Raw genomic sequence first — 20,017 nt, 5'->3', positions numbered from 1 at the left:
GTATTAGACCCCTGTTGAACCAAAACCTCTTTCATTTCTTTTGGTTATTGATAATTCTATTACTTCTTCAATTTCACATCTAATAATAGGCATAATAATCATTTGAGCAATTTTCATACCATATTCGATTAAAAATGTTGTTTGACTATGATTAATTAAAATAACACCAATTTCTCCCCGATACCCTTGATCAATGGTTCCTGGTGTATTTAACACCGTAATACCGTGTTTTAATGCCAATCCACTTCTTGGCCTAATTTGTGCCTCTGTATTTTCAGGTAATTCTATAGCTAGTCCCGTTTTAATTAGTGCTTGAGTGTTTGGTTTTAATTCTTTTTTCTCAATAGAAAATAAGTCCATTCCTGAATCATCAAAATGAGCATAGTTTGGTAAAATTGCTTTCTCGTTTAATCTTTTTATTTTTAATTTCATGCTTATTAATTCTCCCTAGAAATTTTAGTATAATTAGTTATTAAAAGCTGCGTCCCAAATAATAGGGCATTCTTTTTTTAAGATTTCACTGATAGCATCAGCAACCTCTCTATGTTCTTTTTGTGCGTCTTTAGAGACACGAACTTGAATATAATGAATAAAACTGCGAATATTACCCGTCATATACAGTTTAGTCATCACTGCTTCGGGTAATACAAACCGAGCGCATTCTTTCGCCACACCATCCTCAATCATTTCTTTATAAAGATTAAAAATATCATCATATAGTTTTTCTATTTTAGTGTTGTATTTGTTTTGTAATTCATTATTTTCAGGAATAATACTGTTTTGTCTATTTTTATAATCTTGTAATCTAATTTCTGGTAAATAAGCAAAATTTTCTTTTTCTACTTCTTGGTATCTTTTGCTAAATTGTTGAAAACAAAACGATCTGTGTCTTAAAATTTGAATAGCAATGGCCAAAGGACACTGAATTTCAACCGTCATAGATGCTTGTTCAAAAATAGACCAATGACCATGTTTAAGACAATATGTTAGTAATTTCTCGATATTAGGATTCTCTTGATTTTTGCTACTGACTCTAGCACAATAAGCGATTAATTTTTCAGCATTAGGAGTGATAGTTATTAAACTGACTTGTCCTGAATTGAATTTGATTTCCATTACGATAATAATTTTTTCCTTTAGAAGTGCTAGAAGACACTAAATACCACGGTTAAATATAACATGATAGATAAAAGTTTAACTTGTAGCATTCTCTGAGTTTCATCCTTGAGTCTACAACAAGAAAACAATCTGAATTAAAGCTTAAAAAAATCCACAAAAGACAAGGATTTTTTTAGTCTGGAAAGGGACAGGGTAAACTAATAGGTTGGACTCCCTGTGAAGCCACTATCCTCATGTCCATTCAACAGGGGATGATTGATTTAGAAAAATTAAGCAGGAGACACACATAAATGCAAGATAAACATATGCTCATGATTCCAGGGCCAACCCCTGTCCCTGAAAGTGTCCTATTAGCGATGGCTAAACACCCTATCGGCCATCGTAGTGGGGATTTTAGTCAAATTATTGGGGAAATTACCGAAAACCTCAAATGGCTGCATCAAACCCAAAATGATGTACTGATGTTAACCGTCAGTGGTACCGGGGCCATGGAAGCCGGAATTATCAACTTTTTAAGTGCCGGCGATCGCGTTTTAGTAGGTAATAACGGTAAGTTTGGGGAACGTTGGGGAAAAATTGCTCGCGCCTTCGGATTAGAGGTAGAAGAAATCACTGCAGAATGGGGTAAACCCCTTGACCCAGGAGCCTTTAAAGCCAAATTAGAAGCGGATACTGAAAAAACCATCAAAGCCGTCATTATCACCCATTCTGAAACCTCTACCGGGGTTCTCAACGATTTGCAAACCATTAACACCCACGTTAAAGCCCACGGAGAAGCCTTGATTATGGTGGATGCCGTTACCAGTTTAGGGGCGGTTAGTGTACCAGTGGATGAATGGGGACTGGATATGGTAGCCTCTGGCTCCCAAAAAGGCTATATGATACCTCCCGGCTTAGGATTTGTAGCCGTTAGCCCCAAAGCTTGGAAAGCCTACGAAACGGCAACCCTACCTAAGTTTTATTTAGATTTAGGCACTTACAAAAAAGCAACAGATAAAAATAGTTCACCCTTTACCCCTCCCGTTAATCTCATGTACGGCTTAAAAGTCGCCTTAGAAATAATGAAAGCCGAAGGGTTAGAAGGAATGTTCACCCGTCATCAACGGTTAACCCAAGCCACCCGTGCTGCGATGAGAGGGTTAGGGTTGAGTTTATTTGCTCCTGACGAAGCAGCCAGTCATGCAGTCACGGCGGTAATGCCTTCTACCGTTGAAGCCGAGGCTATTCGTTCCACCATGAGAAAACAATTTGATATTGCCTTAGCCGGTGGACAAGATCACCTCAAAGGTAAAATCTTCCGGATTGGTCATTTAGGGTTTGTCAGCGAGCGAGACGTTTTAACTGCGATCGCTGCCTTAGAAGCCACCTTAGAAACTTTAGGGGATCAATCGGCTAAGTCTGGGAGTGGTATGGCTGCTGCTGCTCAAGTATTAGGAAATTAACCGCAACAGGGAAGGGTTACAGGTTTAAAGATTGCCTGTTTCCCGCTCTCTCATCAAGATTGACGACGAAGAAAAGAAGGTAAATCAACCTTTTCCCTGGCAGCATCTTCTTTGCGATGACGATCAATACTGAAACTAAAAGGCACCGAACTACTCATTAATAAACCGTTGGAAGAAGTAACTGTCTGATCGTTATGGTTAGTATTTTCTTCGCAATTGGTTTGAGTTTGTTCTTGGGTAACTTTTTGAGTGTCCCTTACCAATAGGTTTTGATTTGGGGTTGAAGGTTGCTCAGAGTCGCTGCTATCGTTGTCAGGCTCAGTTATATCTGAATGTGGTTCGGGGGTCAAAGAAAATAACTCTTCTAAAGTGTCATCGATGGCATCGGAGATAGGCTCTGAGGCTTCTGATTTTATAGGAGAAGGGGCAATACTAGGAGTTATTTTATTTTCTATAGAACTCGACCAAGGTTGAATAGAAACCACATTAGAAGCAATGGGACTGTCTACCCTAGATTTAACATCAGTCGGAGGCAGTTTTTTTCCATGATTACTTAAACAATCATCTAAGGCTGCTTTGTATTGTAGGCTGTAGCGTTGTTGTCGCTGTAGGCGTTGCTGCAACTCGTGAATTTGTCGTTTTTTAAGGATTAATTGGTTTTTATTCTGTAGAGTTTCTTCTTTGAGTAAAGCACATTCTCTTTCTAACTGAGCAAAGGCTTCTTGAGAGGCGTGTAATTGTTTTTGTAAGGTTGCTAGGTTATGTTGCTCTTGTTGTAGATTCGTTTGAGAGCTTTGTAGTTGTTCGAGGAGATGACTATTTTGTGCTTGGGTACTTTGAAGTTGGGCAGTTTGTTGGGATAGCAAAGCGTTGTGATGACGCGATCGCTCTTGATAGTCTTGCAGTTGTTGTCTTGAGTCAGCTAAGGCTTGTTCTAACGTGACAATAGTATCAAGGAGTTCTCGATTTTGTCCCCGTAGTTTACGAGCTAGGTTAAACCAATCTTGAGTTAAAGGAATATTCTCCTCTTCCTCGACAATAGAAATTTCTGTAATTTCCGATGCTTCTTCGCTTTCATTTCCCCTTGTATCCGAGACGACTTCACTGTACAACGATGGAGCTTGCTCTAACGGTTGCTCAATAATAGAATCAGCGTTAAGGGTTTCTGTCTTAGTAGAGTCGACATCCCCTAAGTGTGGCTTAGACTCAGGTTGAATCGGTTGATCAGAATGATAGTTACCCATAGGAATATAACTTAAGTTTAGCTATATTAGTAAAGATGTGATTCACAGACATTTAGTTTCTTGAAAGACACCCTGCAATTAACCCAGTTACTCATTCGGGTTTTCCCTTATCCCCCAGAAGTCCCTCCCTATACTAGAACGCGACTGCACAAAAGTTGTTGAAATTAATGAGTATCAACACCGCACTCTCAAAGCTTATGGTTTTTCAGGAAGTAGTATTTTGAACTTTCTTATCTTGATAAGTTTAGGAAAAGATTATCCATAATACTGTCTAGGTTTTGTGTTTGTTAGTTGATCAATCCTTGTTTATTTCTTGGTTGTTATGCGATGGTAATATGGTTTGTTTTCTAACTTAAGAATAGACAGTATTATAGACAATGAAGTGTCAATTATTTTTCTTGAAGATAAACATAAACCTTAACATATCGACTTACAACTTAACATCAGTATTTTTTTCTATTTAAGGGGTAACTATGCAATTATCATCTGATTCATTTTACCAAGCTGTTCAATATCTTGAACATCATCCAGAATCCATTAGAGTCAAAAAATTAATTTTTTGTATTTGTCAAAAAACTTGGCAAAACGATCTCAATATTCTCAATGGGTTGTCAATGGAAAGTTTAGTTAAAGAACTGATTACACAACAACAAACCCTTGAACAACTAACTCTTTCCTTATATAGACTGGTTAAAACCTTGAACCGCCCTAAAGTTTATGCTGGTGTAGCTAAAGCGATCGTTGAACAACTCGGACCTATTTACCGTGAACTTAATCGAGAAACGGAAGTAATAGAAGTGTTAACTAATCCGAAAGAGACTCATGTTGCTGACAGTCGTATTCTCCTAGAACAAGCAGTTAGAAATTTATCTAATCATCCTGAAACCGCTAGAATCCATAAATTAATTTATGCTATTACTAAAAACAGTTGGGAAAATGATTTAAACCGAATTAAAAATTATGGCTTAAGTAACTTGATTATGGAAACCCTGGAAATTTATCCCGATTATAATACTCTCAAACAAGCTTTTATTCAATTAGTTAATAATATTAATAAAAAGAATTTATATCTTGCTATTGCTAAAGTTATTTTGAATCAAATTGGTGGATTATACGATAATTTAGAACAAGAAGATATCCTATCTTCAGATAATTCCAATAACTACAGTACCCAAATCATTTCCCTCAATCATAGCGATCACTATCAAAAAAATATGCAACCGTCTTCGGCTTCAGCCTTTGAAACGTCTGTGATTGATATCACCTCAGAACAGATGGTAACTGAGTTAAAACAGGTACAAACCGCTCCAACACCTTCTCATTCTAAACCACCGTATGACATTTTTGAAATCCGTCTGGAAATTATGCAATATACTAATCCATTACGCGCTAAAATATTGCTATTCTCCCTACTCTTTCATCCCTGGGATCGCAGTGGACAAGATTGGTCTACCTTGAGAAGTTATACCCTTGATGATCTTATAGAGCAAATTCTTCAAAGTGGTCGTTCTATTACCGAGATTGAAGCAAAACTCTACAACATGGCCAAATCTCTCAATGACCCTGATTCCTATCTACAAACTGCCAGTACCGTTGTTGAAGCCATAAAACCTTTTTTATAAAATTATTGTAATTTAGTTCCTATGAAACCCAGTGAATTAATTGAAAGATATTCCGCCGGAGAAACGTTATTTAATGGCTTAAAGCTGTCAGGAATTAACCTAGTGGGGGCAGATTTAATCGGAATTACCCTTAATGAAGCGGATTTACGCGGGGCTAACCTTCTATTCGCCTTTTTTAATCGTGCTAATTTAACCCAGGCTAATCTAGTGGGAGCGAACTTAAGCGGGGCTAATTTGTCTCAAGCAGACCTCAGTGGGGCAGATTTACGCAACGCCACCCTTCATGGAACTTTACTACAAAACTCTAATTTAAGGGATACAGATATTACATTAGCTACTTTTCTCGATGCTAACTTAATGGCTGCTGACTTACGAGGAGCAGATTTAAGTGGGGCAACCCTCACAGGTGTTTGTCTGAGAGGGGCAAATATGCGTCAAGAAAAGAAGAGCTATTATACTAATCTTCAAGCTGCCAATTTAGCGAGAGCAGACTTACAAGGAGCAAATATGAAAGGAGTTGATTTGAGTCGGGCTAATTTAGTAGGAGCTAATCTCAAAGAAGTGAATTTAAGAGATGCTGACTTACGCAAAGCGGATTTAACCAATGCTAACCTCAAAGGAGCCTTCCTGACGGATACCAACCTAACAGGGGCAAAGTTAAACGGGGCTAATCTTATCGGCGCAAATCTGGTTAGGGCGCAATTATCCCAAGCTGAGTTGAACGATATTACAGCAAGAGGGGCAGTAATGACTCATGCTGTGTTCAACCGTGCTACTCTTAATCAGGCTGATTTAACGTTAACACGGATGAACCACGCAGATTTAAGTCGGGCTAACTTGTCAGGGGCGAATCTAACAGATGCTGATTTAGTTGAGGCGTTTTTTGCGCGGGCTAATCTCATGGGTGCTAATCTGAGTAACGCTAATTTAACCAGGGCTGAGTTGATGAGTGCTAACTTAGCAGGTGTTATTTTACGGGGTGCAACTATGCCAGATGGGAAAGTTCATCGTTAAGAATATAATCTATCTAGAAAATAGAAAAATTTTATCTACAGTTATAAAGCATTAATAGTAGCTTGCTCTGATAATTTTTACTCTAAATTTTCAATTTGTTGTTTCAGAGAATCTAACTTTTCTCGTTGTACTGCCACATTTTCTTGTATCAATTGCTCGAAAGCATTCATACAAGTATTCAAATCCACTGTAAATTGCGATCGCACACTACTTAATCCTGCCCCAATTGCCCCCCCTTCATAATACTCCAGACAGCCTAATGTTTCTGCTAAATATTCTACACTATCTCGTCTGGGATCATCTCTAAGCATATCAGCAATAACAAATTTTTTCCGTTCTTCTGCTGTCATGTTATCCCCTGATTCTAAATATTTTCTACCAAATGTCATGGCTAATGGATCGAGGGGTTGAGGTAAATGAAGAGAAAAATTGTCTTGCTTTCCAATATCACTAGAAGCCACTAGATTAATAAATTTTTGAATATCAATAGCGTAGGTTAAATCTTTGCCGATATCTTCTAGATTTTCCCCTGCACCTTTACCATGAATCCCAATTAATTCGCCTTGATTATTAAAAACAGGACCGCCACTAATTCCCACTTTTGTGCCTAATGTATAACCTAATGTGTAGTTCATCGGAATTTCTCCAAGGGCATATTTTTGTCTGATTTCACCTGTTATGGTTTGTCTAATTCGCTTAGGTTTATCTTTTGGCGGAACCGCCCATCCTGATACATATACTATATCTTTCGGCTGAAGTTGATTAGGATTTCCGAAAGCAGCAACGGGGTACTGAATATCACTCACAAAAGATAAAAGAGCTAGATCATATCCTTGTTTTTCATAACGATAAATTTGGCGATGATACTGATAGGGAGAATTTTGATCGCTCATTGTTGGTTGAATTTCTTCTCCATAAACTCTTCCGTCAGCAGTCCGAATTCCATAATCGGTTTCTGGATCGGCAATGACATGAGCATTTGTTAACACATAATACTCACAAATCGTCATTGTTGCATTCGGGATAGGCATTCCTGACATTGCTGGATTCGTATTACAATTACGGTGAACAATAACACCTGATCCTGCTGATAAATCTTCTTGAGCTTGTTCAACTTGATTCGGTTCTAAATTAGCCCCAATTAAGACAGTTGTGCCACGAGCTATTGTTTGAATTTCCTGAAAACTTAAATCAGATTTTGACATTACAGGAGTGACAAATATTAAAATGATACAAACAATTACGATACTGATTAAAAATTTCATAAATTTTACCTTTAGAGGAAAATTGACATTAATTATTGCTATCAACTGCGCTATAAACCGTAGGATTTTGAAATTTCAATATAAGATTTTTGTAACGTTTCTATCTCTTGAGAAATAACTTGCATTTGCTCTTCCAATATTTTTTCATTGGCTTTTAATCCTCCTGTTATCCATTCAGCAATATCAGCACGAACATCAGGATTATTGACTTGAAAAGTTCCCTTACCACAGACAAATTTAGTATCAAGTTCATAACGTTCGACCATACCTCTAATTGCTTCAAAAGACCAATCTGTAGGATTTCCACAAGTAAATGTTTGATCGTTTTGTGCAAGTAACCCTTGATGAGTAAAAGGAATTCCAAATAAAGCGATTGAGATTGTTAATAATGCACTGAGAAACCATGATAAAACTTTCCATGCTGTTTTAGACATTGGGTCTATCTCCTTTTATGTGGATATTTATTAGAAATATCTGCTAATTGATTTGTTAAGGCTTCAATTTCTTCACTAATATCAAAAAAATTTTGACCCTCTAATTGCTCAATAGCATTCGTACAAGCATTTGTTATGCTACCGACTTCTGCACGAACAATGGTTAGAGTAGGACGATAGGTATTATCTCCATAACCTATAGAACAACCGTACCTTTCGACTAGAGAACGTACTGCTTCATAATAGTGGTCAGTGGGTGAAATATCACTTAATTGACTGATACTTGTAACTTGCGCTAGGTAGTTATCAGGGACTTGACGATCGTTTTTAAATCGATCAGTTGAAGGGTTAAAATTTGCCCCCATACTCACCCCAATGAGAGAAAAATAAATAACTAAAATAGTGGCTAGAGAAAAGGCTGTTTTCTTCCAAAATTGCTTAGACATGGCAGTTATGGCTTAATTAATAAAAAATATTAACGATTAGGTCTTTTAATGGCTTTTCCAAATTTACTATAGGGTTTACGGGGTGTTTGTTGTCCTTCAAATCCATTAAGTTCAATCACTGTCTCAATATCTAAAATACTCGATAAAAATTGTTGTGGATTGCTTTCAGCCTCTGGCGGAAAATCCAATAAAACATTACTATTTTTGCATCGACTATTGGCATTTCGTACCATACAAATTTTCCAACGACGACCAATTGTATCCGCAATTAAAATCAAGTCTTCGAGATTATTTTTGTTTATTTCAGCTTGTAACCGATTGGCAATTTGAGAACAACTTTGAGAAATTTGTCCCATATTAGGGATATTTAATAAAGGAGTCTGGTTAGTATCTTCTTTGATAACCATACAATTATCTTGTTGTTCAATGCTTTTTAACTGTATCTCTTCTGCTGTAAGAGCTTTAAGAGGAAGTAAGCTCATTCCCACAGTAACTAAACTTAACAAATAGAATGAATAAAAACTCAATCTTAGCATTGTAAAAATAAAGAATTTTTTGCCAAAACTAGCTATAATATTCAGTATAAAAGAAGCTAAGTTTTCTAGATATTAAATATTATTAAGAGTGTAGAATTTTTCCTAACAAGGAGCTAACATCATGAGTGAACTATCCCCCCAAAATCGCTCTGTCTCGATTGGAGGCAATGTTACAGGCGCAAATATTATAACAGGAGATAGTAATAAAGTTTCTTTAGACTATCAATCAGTTCCTGTGCCTGAACCCCAGAGTGTCGATATTCAGTCCACTTTAATGACTATTAGAGATATATTGGCACAACTTGATACAAGCGATCGCAGAAAAATTGAAAATGCTATTGCTGACGCAGAAGAAGAATTACAAAAACCTCAACCCGATAAAGATGAAGTCGGACAAGCGTTAGAAAGAGCCGTCAAATACGCAGAGAAAGCTAATGGGTTTGCCGAGGCAATAACCAAGCTGAAACCTCATTTAACCAGTGCGGTGGGATGGTTAGGAAAAAATTGGGCATCTATCCTTACCAAAGTAGGTTTAACAGCTATATTCTAACTCTTGTTTAATTATTTTTATGACTTCATCAGACAATCGTAGTATTAGCATTGATAAAAATGCCATTGGCTGTACCATTATCTCAGGAGATGGAAATCAAGTTGTCATTTATCAAAATCAGACAGAACAGCAAACAATTAGTTCTGAAGATACTTCTAGCTTAATCCAGAATCTTGGCGCAAATCCTTACCAAAGTTTGCTTCCCTTTCAAGAAACCAATGCGGATCAATACTTTGGTAGAGAACAACAGATTACAAAACTCTGGGAGAGCTTACAAAATATTGCTCAAAATAGTCAAATTCCTGATTTTTTGCCGATCTACGGACCTTCTGGTTCAGGAAAATCTTCCCTAACTAGAGCAGGGTTATTACCCCGTTTAGCGCAAAATCCCCTCTTAGGCTTTGATAAACTTCAAGTTGCTGTTTTTGTTGCTAGTTATTATCCTCTCGATGCTTTAGGTTTAGTTTTAGCAAAAGCCGTCACCCAAGACATTGCGCCTGTTGCTAAAAGTCGTGAATTTAAACAAGAATTACAGCAAATTAATACTAAAGGAGAATATGATGGATTACGTCGTATTGCCTCAGTTTTACCTAATATTGATCAAGCACCATTATTAATTTTAGTTGATCAATTTGAAGAGATTTATTCTCCTGAGGTAAGTGCTGAGGATAGGAATATTTTTATTAGTAATTTACTCAATGCGGCTAGCGATCACTCGAAGCAAGTAATAGTTATTATTACTTTAAGAAGTGATTTTTTGGGAAATATTCAAAAACAGCCTCAACTCAATCAAATTTTTTCTCGTCAAGGTTTTCTTGTTCCAGCAATGACTGAAGAAGAATTACGAGAAGCTATTTGTCAACCTGCTTTAAAATCGGGTTATTCTTTTGATGAAGCGACTGTTAGTTTATTATTAGAACAAACTAAAGATCGAGCAGGAAGTTTACCTCTTTTACAATTTACTTTAACCAAAATTTGGGAAGGATTAGAACAAGGAAAAACCCCAGCAGAAACATTAGAATATCTTAAAGGGGTAGGCGGTGCATTAACCGGAGAAGCTCAAAGAGTTTTTGATAATTTAACAGAAAAGCAACAAAAAATTGCTCGGAGAATTTTCTTAGGATTAATTCAATTTGGTGTAGGGGATCAAATGACCCGACGACGGGTAAGAATAAAACAATTACGTTCTTATAAAGATGATGAAAACGATTTTAGAAGCGTATTAAATAGTTTCGCCTTTAGAGGAGTAAGATTAATTACTTTAAGTGGAGAAGGGCAAGAAACAACCGTTGAAGTAACTCACGAAGCTTTGTTTCAAAATTGGCAAAAAATTAAAGAATGGGTAGAAGAAGATCAAAGTAATTTACTCTTTCAGAGGCGAGTCCAAGAAGAAGCAGAAAGATGGCAACAAATGGGGCGACCAAATGGTAGTTTATGGCGTTCTCCTGACCTGGATTTATTGGAACGTTTCTATCAGCAAGCTGAAGAAAATATGACACCTTTACAAATAGATTTTTTTAAAGCTTGTCGTTTATCTTCTTTCATTCGTACCCTACTAATTTGTGGACTGACTACTACAGTGGTCTTTTTAGGAGTAGTTGCCTATTTCAACAAACTTGTAGCAGAATTCAAAACGATTAAAGCACTCAATCAAACAGCAGAAACCTATTTATCATCCAATCAACCTTTTGAGGCTTTAATTACTGCTACTCAAGCGGGAAAGTCTCTTTCAAAAACAAATTTAAGATTTTTCAATTTACCCATTAGTTATCAAACAAAAGCTCTTTTAAATCAAAATCTCTGGCAAATCAATCATTTAGAAGGTCATACAAATGAAGTTTGGCAGGTAAAATATAGTCCTAATGGAAAGCTATTAGCTTCAGCAGGAAGAGATGGAGAAATTTATATTTGGGATGCTCTGTCAGGAAAACATAAATTTACCCTAACAGGTCATGATGATTCTATTAGAGAAATTGTCTTCAGTCAAGAAAGTAATTTGTTAATTTCGCGGAGTGATGATGGAATCATAAAATTATGGAATCTAGAAAAAGGGGAGCTTATCGAACATCCTCTTAATAACGAAAAAGGAATTAATACGTTTGCTTTATCTTCTCAGTTATCTATTGTAGCTACAGGTCAAAAAGAGGGTAAAGTCAAGTTATGGAGTTTAGCACAAAAAGACTTTCCTACTCTTTTAGCTTTAAAAAGTTCTCAGAATTCTATTGAATTTGTTCAATTTACTTCAGATGAGACTAAATTAATTATTGTAGAAAATAATAACAATATTCATATTTGGGATATGAACAAAAAAATCATAAATTCTATTCCTTCGACTGATCAATGTCCTTTTGGAGACATTCAAGTTAAGGGTAATATTCTTGCAGTAGCACAAATAAATGGTACTATTCAAATTTGGGATTTTAATTTAAAGTCAATTCAACCTTGGACACCTTACAAAAATAATAATTGTGACTTAGAAGAAGATAGGACTAAAATTTTACAGTTAAGTTCCAATGGAAAGATTTTAGCAAATACAGATGAAATTGTACATGAAGGTAAAATTGTCAAAGTTATTAAGCTGTGGGATTTAGAAACTCAAAAAGAAATTAGTTGTCTTGAAGAAGATAACTCAAATAATACAATTGAAAATCTTGAATTTAGTCCGGATGGTCAAATTTTAGCAGCGGCTGGAAAAGATGGCAAAATACGTCTTTGGGATTGGCAAAAAAGTCAAAAACAACCTTTTGCGATTTTATTAGGTCATACGAATGCTATTGGCTCACTCCAATTTCATCCTGATGGGACAATGTTAGTATCTGGTAGTGATGATCGGACTGTTAGATTATGGACAACTCAAAAGCCATTTATACCTGTTTTACACGGTCACAATGGAATAGTTTGGGATGTAAGTTTTAATTCTAATACAAATACAATTACATCAGTAGGAGCAGATAGCACAATTCGCTTCTGGGATTTAGACAAAAAACAACAAATAGATTCGATATCATTATCTAATAATCATCAAAACTTTAATATCTTATCGGTTGCCTTAAATCATGACAAAACAAAAATTGCTGTCGGTGGAGTTCTTGAACAATCTAAGAGCAAATTAGTTCAAAATTTGGGAATAATCCAGGTAATTAACACAGATAATTTTCAAATCAATAAAATTTTAGAGGTAAGGATTCAGGTGGCAAATATTGACAAACAGGCTGACTGCGCTAAAGTAACGGTATGAGTCAAACTGAACCAGGAGTACAGTTAAATCCAGACGAATTAAACCAACTGTCAAAATCTGGGTTGGTACAAATTATCTTGGCTCAACAGAAACTTATCGAGCAGCTACAAAAAGAAATAGAAAAATTAAAGCTCAGTCGTAATTTAGATAGCCAAACCTCATCAAAACCCCCATCAACAGACTTATTGAAAAAGTCTGAGAAGGCTAAAACAACTGAAGACGATAAGGATAAGAAAAGAAAACCAGGGGGACAACCTGGACATAAGGGAAAAACAAGGAAAGGCTTTGGGAGAATTGACAGAATTCAAATCTTGCAACCATCAATATGTAGTCACTGTGGTCAAACAGAATTATTAATAGAACCAGTGAAAGTTGATTCTCAGCAGGTAGCACAACTGGTAGATAAACCCATTGAGGTAGTAGAATATCATCGTCATCATTGTCGCTGTGGGCATTGTGGTGAAGTGACCAAAGCGAATTGGTCGCCCAAGACCGTCCCAGGACAAGATTTAGGAGTGAAGTTACAAGCTTTTCTGGGATGGTTAGGGAATTATGGACATCTACCTTATGAAAAGCAACAAGAGATGTTGTGGGAGTTAGGGCAAATTGAGATAGGTATGGGGACCATCGTAGCCACCAATCAACGAGTAGAAACAGCCATTAATCCGTCGGTTGAACAATTATCCAAGTGGGTCAAAGTAGAACAACCCCCAATTCATGTTGATGAAACACCCTGGCCAGTGAAGGGAGTCAAAGAATGGTTGTGGGTATTTACCAATCAACTTTTCTGCCTGTTTCGGGCTGCTGATACTAGGGGGCGTAAGGAATTAGAAGATCAGTTAGGCCATGAATATGGTGGTGTTTTAAGTAGTGATGATTTGGGAGTTTACAATGGTTATACTGTTGTTGCTCAACAGAAATGTTTGGCACATTTACGCCGTCACTTTCAGCGATTAATAAAAACTCCAGGTCAATATAACAAAACCATCGGTCAAACTTTTCTCAAATTAATTGATGAAGCTTTCCGTCATTATCGTATTTGGCAAAACGATAAGAATAGGCATGGTTATCAAGTTTGGGCAAGACAATTCAAAGATAAGATAAAGATAGCCACAGAAGAATGGAAGCCTAAAGCCGGTTATGAAGCCGGAAAACTTTTGCGAAACCTTCGGCAAAAGGCAGAGCAATGGTGGTATTTTCTGGAGCATCCAGAGATCCCCCCTGATAATAATCTTGCTGAAAGATCCTTAAGATTAGCCATCACGAAACGGAAAGTTAGTGGGGGTTCAAGAAGCATGGAACGATTTAAACAAACAGCTAACTTATTGACGGTTATTCAAACTTGTCGTCGTCAAGAACGTTCGGTGATTGATTTTTTCGAGAAGTCATTAATAGCCAAAGTCGGTCATCCGAATTGTTTGTTTCCTTCCCTAATTCCTAACTTCTAGACCTGAATCCTTACTTTTAGAGACTGAAAAACCTGTTAGTTCATTACAATTTAATAACAATGATGCCCTTTTAATATCAGGAGAATCTTTAGAATTAAAAGATGGCAAGGAAGTAGAGGGAGCTTTGAGATTTTGGAATTTATCAACTAATAAACCTGTGTCTTTAACCGATAACTTTCCTAATCATTTAGGGGGAATTTATGCAATTGAATTTCATCCAAAACAATCTAACATCTTAGCTTTTTCTGGCAGTCAAGGAATGATTAACTTTTGGGATATAAGTACCCAACAATCATTGAAACTCTTAAAGGCACAAGTGGGTAACATTTACGCTCTAAAATATAGTCCTGATGGCATAATTCTAGCATCAGGAGGTGATACAATTCGCCTCTGGAATCCTTTGACTAGGAAACCTATTACTCGCTTAAATGGTCATATTAGTGATATTACGACCCTAAAATTTAATACTAATGGCGAAATTTTGGCTTCTGCGAGTGGAGACGGAACGATTAAACTTTGGAATATTCCCAATAAACAATTGTTAGCCTCTCTCAAAGGCCATTACGAACAAATAAATGATGTTGAATTTATCAACAAAGAGCAATCTGTTATTGCTTCAGCTAGTAATGATGGTTCAATAATTTTATGGAACTGGAATGGTAATTTAGATGAGCTAATTAATCGAAGTTGCCAATGGTTAGGAAATTACTTAGAGCATAATCAAGATTTAAGTAATGATACTAAAATGCTTTGTCCTCATTATTAATTTGTTACAAAATTGAAGTGGTGGACTGTGGTGTTGAGCAAAACTAATTAGTTGTTCATGACAATTAATCTAACACTTAACCCAGCCTACTGGATTGGCACAGCTAAAATGAGATGATAGGAATGTGAGCATACTTTGAGTAGACCTTCAGAAATTTATATTTGTGATAGATGCAGATGGTTTAAAAGATGGGGTCAATGGGAGTCTCCCGCGCCTGGAATAAGGTCTAAACAGGTAGATTTATCCCCTGTTTAGATAACCTCTAGAATCCCTGTCGATTTATCGCAGGGAGTCTCAAAGCAGATTATTATTTACTCGCTCGCCACTTCTACTGCTTCTTCTTCCCCTTCTTCTTCTTCGGTTTCAGGCGCAGGAGGAACTAATGCTACGGCGGCGATCGCATCATCACTATCTAACCGTTGGACTCGAACCCCGGTAGCAGCGCGAGACTGCATAGAAATAGCATCGACAGCTTGACGAATAATAATCCCTCGGTTAGAAACAATCATTAATTCATCCTCTGCATTAACCACATGAAGGGAGGCTAAACAATCGGTTTTTGATTTAAACTTGATCGCCCGAACACCCATTCCAGCCCGTCGTTGCAAACGAAACTGGGAAATTGGAACCCGTTTACCATAACCCCCGTTGGTAATGGCTAAGATCCAAGGACCTGCAGTGGTTTCTTCTTCGCTTAACTCTTCGGTTTCGTTGTCCAAAACGTCTTCGTCTTCGGCTGCATCAGCTATCCCTGCGGTGACTTGTGCCGGCAACACATCCATACTAATTAATTCGTCCCCTTTCTTCAATTTCATGGCTTTCACCCCTCTAGTTGCCCGTCCCAGGGGTCGCAGTTGTTGGTTATCAGCGTGAAAATGGATAGCCATACCTTTACGGGTTCCGAGGATAATACTATCTTCTTCTCTAGTAAGTCTTACCCATCGCAGTTGATCTCCTTCACCGAGGGAAATGGCGATTAAACCATTGGTCCGAATATTACTAAAGGCGGAAAGGGCTGTTTTTTTGATGTAACCTTTGTGGGTTAACATCACGAGGAAAACGTCTTCTGTGAACTCACTCACGGCAACGATAGAGGTTATTTTCTCATCTTTGGGGATGGGTAACATTTGAACAATGGGAATGCCTCTGGCGGTTCTTGAGGAGGAGGGTATTTGATAAGCATTGACGGCATAAACCACCCCGCGATCGCTGAAAAAGAGAACTTGATCGTGATCGCAACAGGTTAAAAAGTGTTCAACTACGTCGTCGTCTTTAATTTTGGCGGCTGCTTTTCCTCTGGTAGCCCTCTGTTGTGCCTCAAAGGTACTGACGGGCATCCGTTTGATGTAACCTTGTTCTGTGAGGAGGATAATGGCTTGTTCGTTGGCAATGAGGTCGGTATCGACGATTTCTCCATCATCATGGACGATTTCGGTGCGTCGAGGAGTCGCATGAATGGTTTTGATCTGGGTTAATTCTTCTTCGATAATGGCTTCAATGCGTTCTCGTCGGGCTAAAATGTCTTGTAAATCGGCAATTTTTAGCTGTAATTCTTCGTGTTCGGCGTGTATTTTCTCGGCTTCTAGGGCGGTTAAGCGACGGAGTTGCATTTGCAAAATAGCGTCTGCTTGTACGGGGGAGAGGCCAAACTCTTGTACTAATTCGTCTTTTGCGCTGCTGGTGTCGGCTGCCCTACGAATGAGTTGAATGACGGCATCGAGGTTATCGAGGGCGATGAGTAACCCTTGTAAGAGGTGATCCCTTTCTTCTGCTTTGCGGAGTTCGTATTGAGTGCGACGAGTGATGGTTTCAATTCTAAAGTCAAGGAAAACACTGAGAAACTCTTTGATGGTTAGGAGTTGGGGTTCTCCGTTGACTAGGGCTAACATATTGGCCCCGAAATTGCCTTGTACGGGGGTTTGTTTATAGATGTTGTTGAGGACGACTCTGGGGTAAGCATCTCGCTTGAGTTCTATGACCACTCGCATTCCGTCGCGATCGCTTTCATCACGAATGTCGGAAATACCATCGATGCGTTTTTCGTTGACTAAGTCGGCGATACGTTCAATTAAGGCTGCTTTATTAGTTTGATAAGGTAACTGAGTGATAATAATGGCTTCGCGATCAGGCCGGCCCCGTTGTTCGATGGTTTCGATCTGGGCGACTCCTCGCATGGTAATGGAACCCCGTCCGGTCATGTATGCGTCGTGGATGCCGGATCGGCCTAAGATTTGTCCCCCAGTAGGAAAGTCTGGGCCGGGGATGATTTTGATGAGTTCTTTTTCGCTTAATTCTGGGTTATGAATTAGAGCGATGGTTCCGTCAATTAATTCTCCGAGGTTATGGGGAGGAATATTGGTGGCCATACCGACAGCGATACCGGATGAACCATTGAGCAATAACTGCGGTACTCTGGCTGGTAAGACGATGGGTTCTTGTTGCGATCCGTCAAAGTTATCGGCAAAGTCAACGGTATCAGCTTCAATGTCTCTGAGTAAGGCGTTGGTTGATAAAGCTTGCAGACGACATTCGGTGTAACGCATGGCTGCCGGGGGGTCGTTATCCACCGAACCAAAGTTTCCATGACCTTCGATCAAAGGACTCCGCATGGAAAAGTCCTGGGCCATACGAACTAACGCATCATAGACCGCCGTATCACCGTGAGGGTGATATTTACCTAAAACTTCCCCGACGACACGGGCGCATTTTCTAAAGGGGCGATCGGGAGTTAAACCCAGTTCATACATGGCGTAGAGAATACGACGATGAACGGGCTTTAAACCATCCCTAGCATCGGGTAATGCTCGCCCCACAATGACGCTCATGGCGTATTCTAGATAAGAACGGGACATTTCATTACTCAAGTCTGTGGGGATAATTCTATCTTGAGGGATGGTCATAAGTGTCTTAACTCCGTTAACTGGGACAGTTTAAAGGACAATTGCCTTAAAAATTGACAAAAAAGCTTAATATTAATGTCAATGGTTTTAAATAAGTTATTCTTTCTTATTTTAACACAAAAAGAACAGCCAATGAGACTATATAAGAAACGTCAAATTCTCGATTTTTAATTCTTAATTCTCAATTATTTATCTAAGGGATTTAAAGAAATCATTGCCCAAGTAACATAAGTTCCTATAGGACTCCACAATAAGTAAGGTAGTAATAAAAAGACAGATTCTTGTGATAGTGGCCATACTAAAACTGCTAGAATTAAACCCCAAAAGAAACCGGTTGCACCGATGATAGTTCCTACTTGTAAACTCCGCAGTTTACACATGACAGGAGTATAGGCCATAACCAATATTTCTAATAAGAAATACCCTGCCATTAATAACCAGGTTCTAGTGGTTCCTGGTTGTTTAATCCACAGTTGGTAAGCTGAATAAACCCCACCAATAAAAACGAATATCCAAATAAAAGGTATTGCCCATTCAAAGGTTAACCATTGCGGACGACGGAGACGATTAAACCAACCATAATCGCTCTTAAAAATTGTGTTAATTGAAATGGCGACGACTAGAGTGATGCTTGCGATGATTAATAGGGGAGAAATCATATATTCCCTGAACTGAACATCCTTTTAAAGAAATTGCTCCGTTTTCCATCATTGTACCACAAAAATTTACTTTATCTAAAATGGCATAATTTAACTTTGATTCTTTTAAATTTGATCCTGCTAAATTAGCCTCTTTTAGGTTAGCGTATTTTAAATTACTTTGTTGTAAATTAGCTTCTATTAATTGAGCTTTAACTAACCAAGCTCCTTCTAAGTCACTTTGTTTGAGATTGGCTTTATTCAGATTTGTACGATTTAATAAAGTGGGCAATTCTTCGTAGGTTGATAAATCTGCTTGCTCTAAGTTAGCCCCTTCCAAGTTGGCATTAGATAACTTACTTCCTGTTAGTAAAGCTTTGTATAAGTTAGCATTTTTTATAATGCTTTTATTGAGGTTAGTATTAATGAGATTGGCTTCTTGTAAGATAGCTTCTTCTAAATTACTTTGGGATAAATTGGCTTCAAATAAATTAGCTTTTGTGAGATTAGCTTGTTTTAATTGAGCTTCTGTTAACCTTGTTTGTTGTAAATTTGCATTTTTGAGATTTGCTTTGTTTAAGTTAGTTTCGTGGAGATTAGCGTGTTGTAAGTTCGCTTTTTCTAGATTAACGCCTTCTAAATCTAACTGTTGTAAATCTACATTCTCTAAATCACACCCAATACATTCTCGTGCTATTAATAATCTATTTTTTAAGTCAGGTTTAGAGCCATTCATGAACAACAAAACAAGGGTTAACAGAAGTATAGTGATTAAGACTTTCATCTTGATTCCTCCTGTTTCCTTAATTTTGAGTTAGCTGGCAGCTATAGCTCTCTTCTTAACCCAAACTTTCTTATTTTATTTTATCTAATATTCGATAATATAATTATAAAAATATATATTATTTTAAGACCTTTGAGACAAGAAGATGAGTTCTTTGTCCAACAATTGTAAATCATCTTTAATTGATAAACGCACCTTACTTATTGATTTATTCGTCGGTGAAACGAATAATATCGTCATCCCCTAAATATTCCCCATTTTGTACTTCGATCATCACTAAAGGAATAACCCCAGGGTTTTCAACTCGATGACGGGTATTCATGGGAACATAGGTAGATTCTTTTTGCTTTAAAAGATGTTCTTGTCCATCAAAAATAACTTTGGCGGTTCCTGAAACGACTATCCAATGTTCACTACGATGATAGTGCATTTGGGTACTAATATGTTGTCCTGGATTAACTTCAATTCGATTAATCCGATAACGGGGCCCTTCTTCTAACATAGTAACCCTTCCCCAAGGAGGAGTCCGAGTAAATTCGCTAGGATGAGAATCTTTTTGTGTACTCATAAA

18 protein-coding genes are annotated in these 20,017 nt (G+C 37.6%); 7 read left to right on the top strand and 11 right to left on the bottom strand.

All coding sequences use genetic code 11. The annotated features are described in order from the left end of the window. Nucleotides 1-3: 3 nt before the first annotated feature. Nucleotides 4-432, bottom strand: coding sequence for a dUTP diphosphatase (gene dut, locus CY0110_RS04980; protein WP_008274220.1), 429 nt, complete (start codon nt 430-432; stop codon nt 4-6). Between the two features lie 33 nt (nt 433-465). Continuing rightward, nucleotides 466-1,116: an FAD-dependent thymidylate synthase gene (gene thyX, locus CY0110_RS04975; RefSeq protein WP_008274219.1), complete on the bottom strand. Its 651-nt coding sequence runs from the start codon at nt 1,114-1,116 to the stop codon at nt 466-468. Between the two features lie 293 nt (nt 1,117-1,409). Between thyX and CY0110_RS04970 the strand changes: the two genes are divergently transcribed. After that, nucleotides 1,410-2,561 (top strand): pyridoxal-phosphate-dependent aminotransferase family protein, encoded by a 1,152-nt coding sequence (locus tag CY0110_RS04970; RefSeq protein ID WP_008274218.1) that lies wholly within the window; start codon nt 1,410-1,412, stop codon nt 2,559-2,561. Between the two features lie 53 nt (nt 2,562-2,614). On the opposite strand, the gene CY0110_RS04965 is transcribed toward CY0110_RS04970, so the two are convergent. Further along, nucleotides 2,615-3,805, bottom strand: a complete 1,191-nt coding sequence (locus CY0110_RS04965; RefSeq protein ID WP_008274216.1) for a hypothetical protein — start codon at nt 3,803-3,805, stop codon at nt 2,615-2,617. A gap of 473 nt (nt 3,806-4,278) precedes the next feature. On the opposite strand from CY0110_RS04965, the gene CY0110_RS04960 reads away from it, so the two are divergent. Together CY0110_RS04960 and CY0110_RS04955 are read left to right on the top strand one after the other, a co-directional pair. Beyond that, nucleotides 4,279-5,427 carry a hypothetical protein gene (locus tag CY0110_RS04960; RefSeq protein WP_008274215.1) on the top strand — a complete coding sequence of 383 codons (1,149 nt, stop codon included), beginning with the start codon at nt 4,279-4,281 and terminating at the stop codon, nt 5,425-5,427. 21 nt (nt 5,428-5,448) lie between these two features. Next, complete coding sequence (locus tag CY0110_RS04955) at nt 5,449-6,441, top strand: pentapeptide repeat-containing protein (protein ID WP_008274214.1); 993 nt, start codon at nt 5,449-5,451, stop codon at nt 6,439-6,441. A 77-nt stretch (nt 6,442-6,518) separates the two neighbouring features. Here the strand turns inward: CY0110_RS04955 and CY0110_RS04950 are convergent, their stop codons facing one another. The 4 genes from CY0110_RS04950 to CY0110_RS04935 form a co-directional block, all read right to left on the bottom strand. Continuing rightward, a complete protein-coding gene (locus tag CY0110_RS04950) occupies nt 6,519-7,646 on the bottom strand; it encodes a S1 family peptidase (RefSeq protein WP_198139102.1) in 1,128 nt (375 codons plus the stop codon). Nucleotides 7,647-7,756: 110 nt separating this feature from the next. Continuing rightward, on the bottom strand, nt 7,757-8,140 hold the full coding sequence (locus tag CY0110_RS04945) for a hypothetical protein (RefSeq protein WP_008274212.1): 384 nt from the start codon (nt 8,138-8,140) through the stop codon (nt 7,757-7,759). A 5-nt stretch (nt 8,141-8,145) separates the two neighbouring features. Further along, the gene (locus CY0110_RS04940) at nt 8,146-8,586 is read right to left on the bottom strand and encodes an S-layer homology domain-containing protein (protein ID WP_008274211.1); all 441 of its coding nucleotides are present in this window, start codon (nt 8,584-8,586) and stop codon (nt 8,146-8,148) included. Between the two features lie 29 nt (nt 8,587-8,615). Then, nucleotides 8,616-9,068: a COP23 domain-containing protein gene (locus tag CY0110_RS04935; RefSeq protein ID WP_157464533.1), complete on the bottom strand. Its 453-nt coding sequence runs from the start codon at nt 9,066-9,068 to the stop codon at nt 8,616-8,618. Between the two features lie 175 nt (nt 9,069-9,243). Here CY0110_RS04935 and CY0110_RS30765 point away from each other — a divergent pair, with 175 nt between their 5' ends. The 4 genes from CY0110_RS30765 (at nt 9,244) to CY0110_RS04915 (ending at nt 15,124) form a co-directional block, all read left to right on the top strand. Then, nucleotides 9,244-9,672 (top strand): hypothetical protein, encoded by a 429-nt coding sequence (locus tag CY0110_RS30765; protein WP_008274209.1) that lies wholly within the window; start codon nt 9,244-9,246, stop codon nt 9,670-9,672. A 19-nt stretch (nt 9,673-9,691) separates the two neighbouring features. Further along, nucleotides 9,692-12,910 carry an NACHT and WD repeat domain-containing protein gene (locus CY0110_RS27875; protein ID WP_008274208.1) on the top strand — a complete coding sequence of 1,073 codons (3,219 nt, stop codon included), beginning with the start codon at nt 9,692-9,694 and terminating at the stop codon, nt 12,908-12,910. After that, nucleotides 12,907-14,358, top strand: coding sequence for an IS66-like element ISCysp3 family transposase (locus tag CY0110_RS04920; RefSeq protein WP_008272619.1), 1,452 nt, complete (start codon nt 12,907-12,909; stop codon nt 14,356-14,358). Before CY0110_RS27875 ends, CY0110_RS04920 begins: the two co-directional genes overlap by 4 nt. Nucleotides 14,359-14,515: 157 nt before the next feature. Then, nucleotides 14,516-15,124: a WD40 repeat domain-containing protein gene (locus CY0110_RS04915; RefSeq protein WP_157464532.1), complete on the top strand. Its 609-nt coding sequence runs from the start codon at nt 14,516-14,518 to the stop codon at nt 15,122-15,124. Between the two features lie 311 nt (nt 15,125-15,435). Here CY0110_RS04915 and gyrA read toward each other — a convergent pair whose 3' ends face one another. The 4 genes from gyrA to CY0110_RS04895 form a co-directional block, all read right to left on the bottom strand. Next, nucleotides 15,436-18,024, bottom strand: coding sequence for a DNA topoisomerase (ATP-hydrolyzing) subunit A (gyrA, locus tag CY0110_RS04910; protein ID WP_008274206.1), 2,589 nt, complete (start codon nt 18,022-18,024; stop codon nt 15,436-15,438). 185 nt (nt 18,025-18,209) lie between these two features. Next, nucleotides 18,210-18,683: a TspO/MBR family protein gene (locus CY0110_RS04905; protein WP_008274205.1), complete on the bottom strand. Its 474-nt coding sequence runs from the start codon at nt 18,681-18,683 to the stop codon at nt 18,210-18,212. After that, a complete protein-coding gene (locus CY0110_RS04900; protein WP_035798528.1) occupies nt 18,625-19,446 on the bottom strand; it encodes a pentapeptide repeat-containing protein in 822 nt (273 codons plus the stop codon). Before CY0110_RS04900 ends, CY0110_RS04905 begins: the two co-directional genes overlap by 59 nt. A 208-nt stretch (nt 19,447-19,654) precedes the next feature. Further along, on the bottom strand, nt 19,655-20,014 hold the full coding sequence (locus tag CY0110_RS04895) for a phosphomannose isomerase type II C-terminal cupin domain (RefSeq protein WP_035798558.1): 360 nt from the start codon (nt 20,012-20,014) through the stop codon (nt 19,655-19,657). Nucleotides 20,015-20,017: the final 3 nt, after the last annotated feature.

It is taken from the genome of Crocosphaera chwakensis CCY0110, from assembly GCF_000169335.1.
Classification (GTDB): domain Bacteria; phylum Cyanobacteriota; class Cyanobacteriia; order Cyanobacteriales; family Microcystaceae; genus Crocosphaera; species Crocosphaera chwakensis.
This window is presented reverse-complemented; position numbering and strand designations above follow the sequence as displayed.

Bases quoted from the DNA above. Each gene is read 5' to 3' on its own strand.
- dut (WP_008274220.1), bottom strand. From the start codon at position 432: ATGAAATTAAAAATAAAAAGATTAAACGAGAAAGCAATTTTACCAAAC.
- thyX (WP_008274219.1), bottom strand. From the start codon at position 1,116: ATGGAAATCAAATTCAATTCAGGACAAGTCAGTTTAATAACTATCACT.
- CY0110_RS04970 (WP_008274218.1), top strand. From the start codon at position 1,410: ATGCAAGATAAACATATGCTCATGATTCCAGGGCCAACCCCTGTCCCT.
- CY0110_RS04965 (WP_008274216.1), bottom strand. From the start codon at position 3,805: ATGGGTAACTATCATTCTGATCAACCGATTCAACCTGAGTCTAAGCCA.
- CY0110_RS04960 (WP_008274215.1), top strand. From the start codon at position 4,279: ATGCAATTATCATCTGATTCATTTTACCAAGCTGTTCAATATCTTGAA.
- CY0110_RS04955 (WP_008274214.1), top strand. From the start codon at position 5,449: ATGAAACCCAGTGAATTAATTGAAAGATATTCCGCCGGAGAAACGTTA.
- CY0110_RS04950 (WP_198139102.1), bottom strand. From the start codon at position 7,646: ATGTCAAAATCTGATTTAAGTTTTCAGGAAATTCAAACAATAGCTCGT.
- CY0110_RS04945 (WP_008274212.1), bottom strand. From the start codon at position 8,140: ATGTCTAAAACAGCATGGAAAGTTTTATCATGGTTTCTCAGTGCATTA.
- CY0110_RS04940 (WP_008274211.1), bottom strand. From the start codon at position 8,586: ATGTCTAAGCAATTTTGGAAGAAAACAGCCTTTTCTCTAGCCACTATT.
- CY0110_RS04935 (WP_157464533.1), bottom strand. From the start codon at position 9,068: ATGAGCTTACTTCCTCTTAAAGCTCTTACAGCAGAAGAGATACAGTTA.
- CY0110_RS30765 (WP_008274209.1), top strand. From the start codon at position 9,244: ATGAGTGAACTATCCCCCCAAAATCGCTCTGTCTCGATTGGAGGCAAT.
- CY0110_RS27875 (WP_008274208.1), top strand. From the start codon at position 9,692: ATGACTTCATCAGACAATCGTAGTATTAGCATTGATAAAAATGCCATT.
- CY0110_RS04920 (WP_008272619.1), top strand. From the start codon at position 12,907: ATGAGTCAAACTGAACCAGGAGTACAGTTAAATCCAGACGAATTAAAC.
- gyrA (WP_008274206.1), bottom strand. From the start codon at position 18,024: ATGACCATCCCTCAAGATAGAATTATCCCCACAGACTTGAGTAATGAA.
- CY0110_RS04905 (WP_008274205.1), bottom strand. From the start codon at position 18,683: ATGATTTCTCCCCTATTAATCATCGCAAGCATCACTCTAGTCGTCGCC.
- CY0110_RS04900 (WP_035798528.1), bottom strand. From the start codon at position 19,446: ATGAAAGTCTTAATCACTATACTTCTGTTAACCCTTGTTTTGTTGTTC.
- CY0110_RS04895 (WP_035798558.1), bottom strand. From the start codon at position 20,014: ATGAGTACACAAAAAGATTCTCATCCTAGCGAATTTACTCGGACTCCT.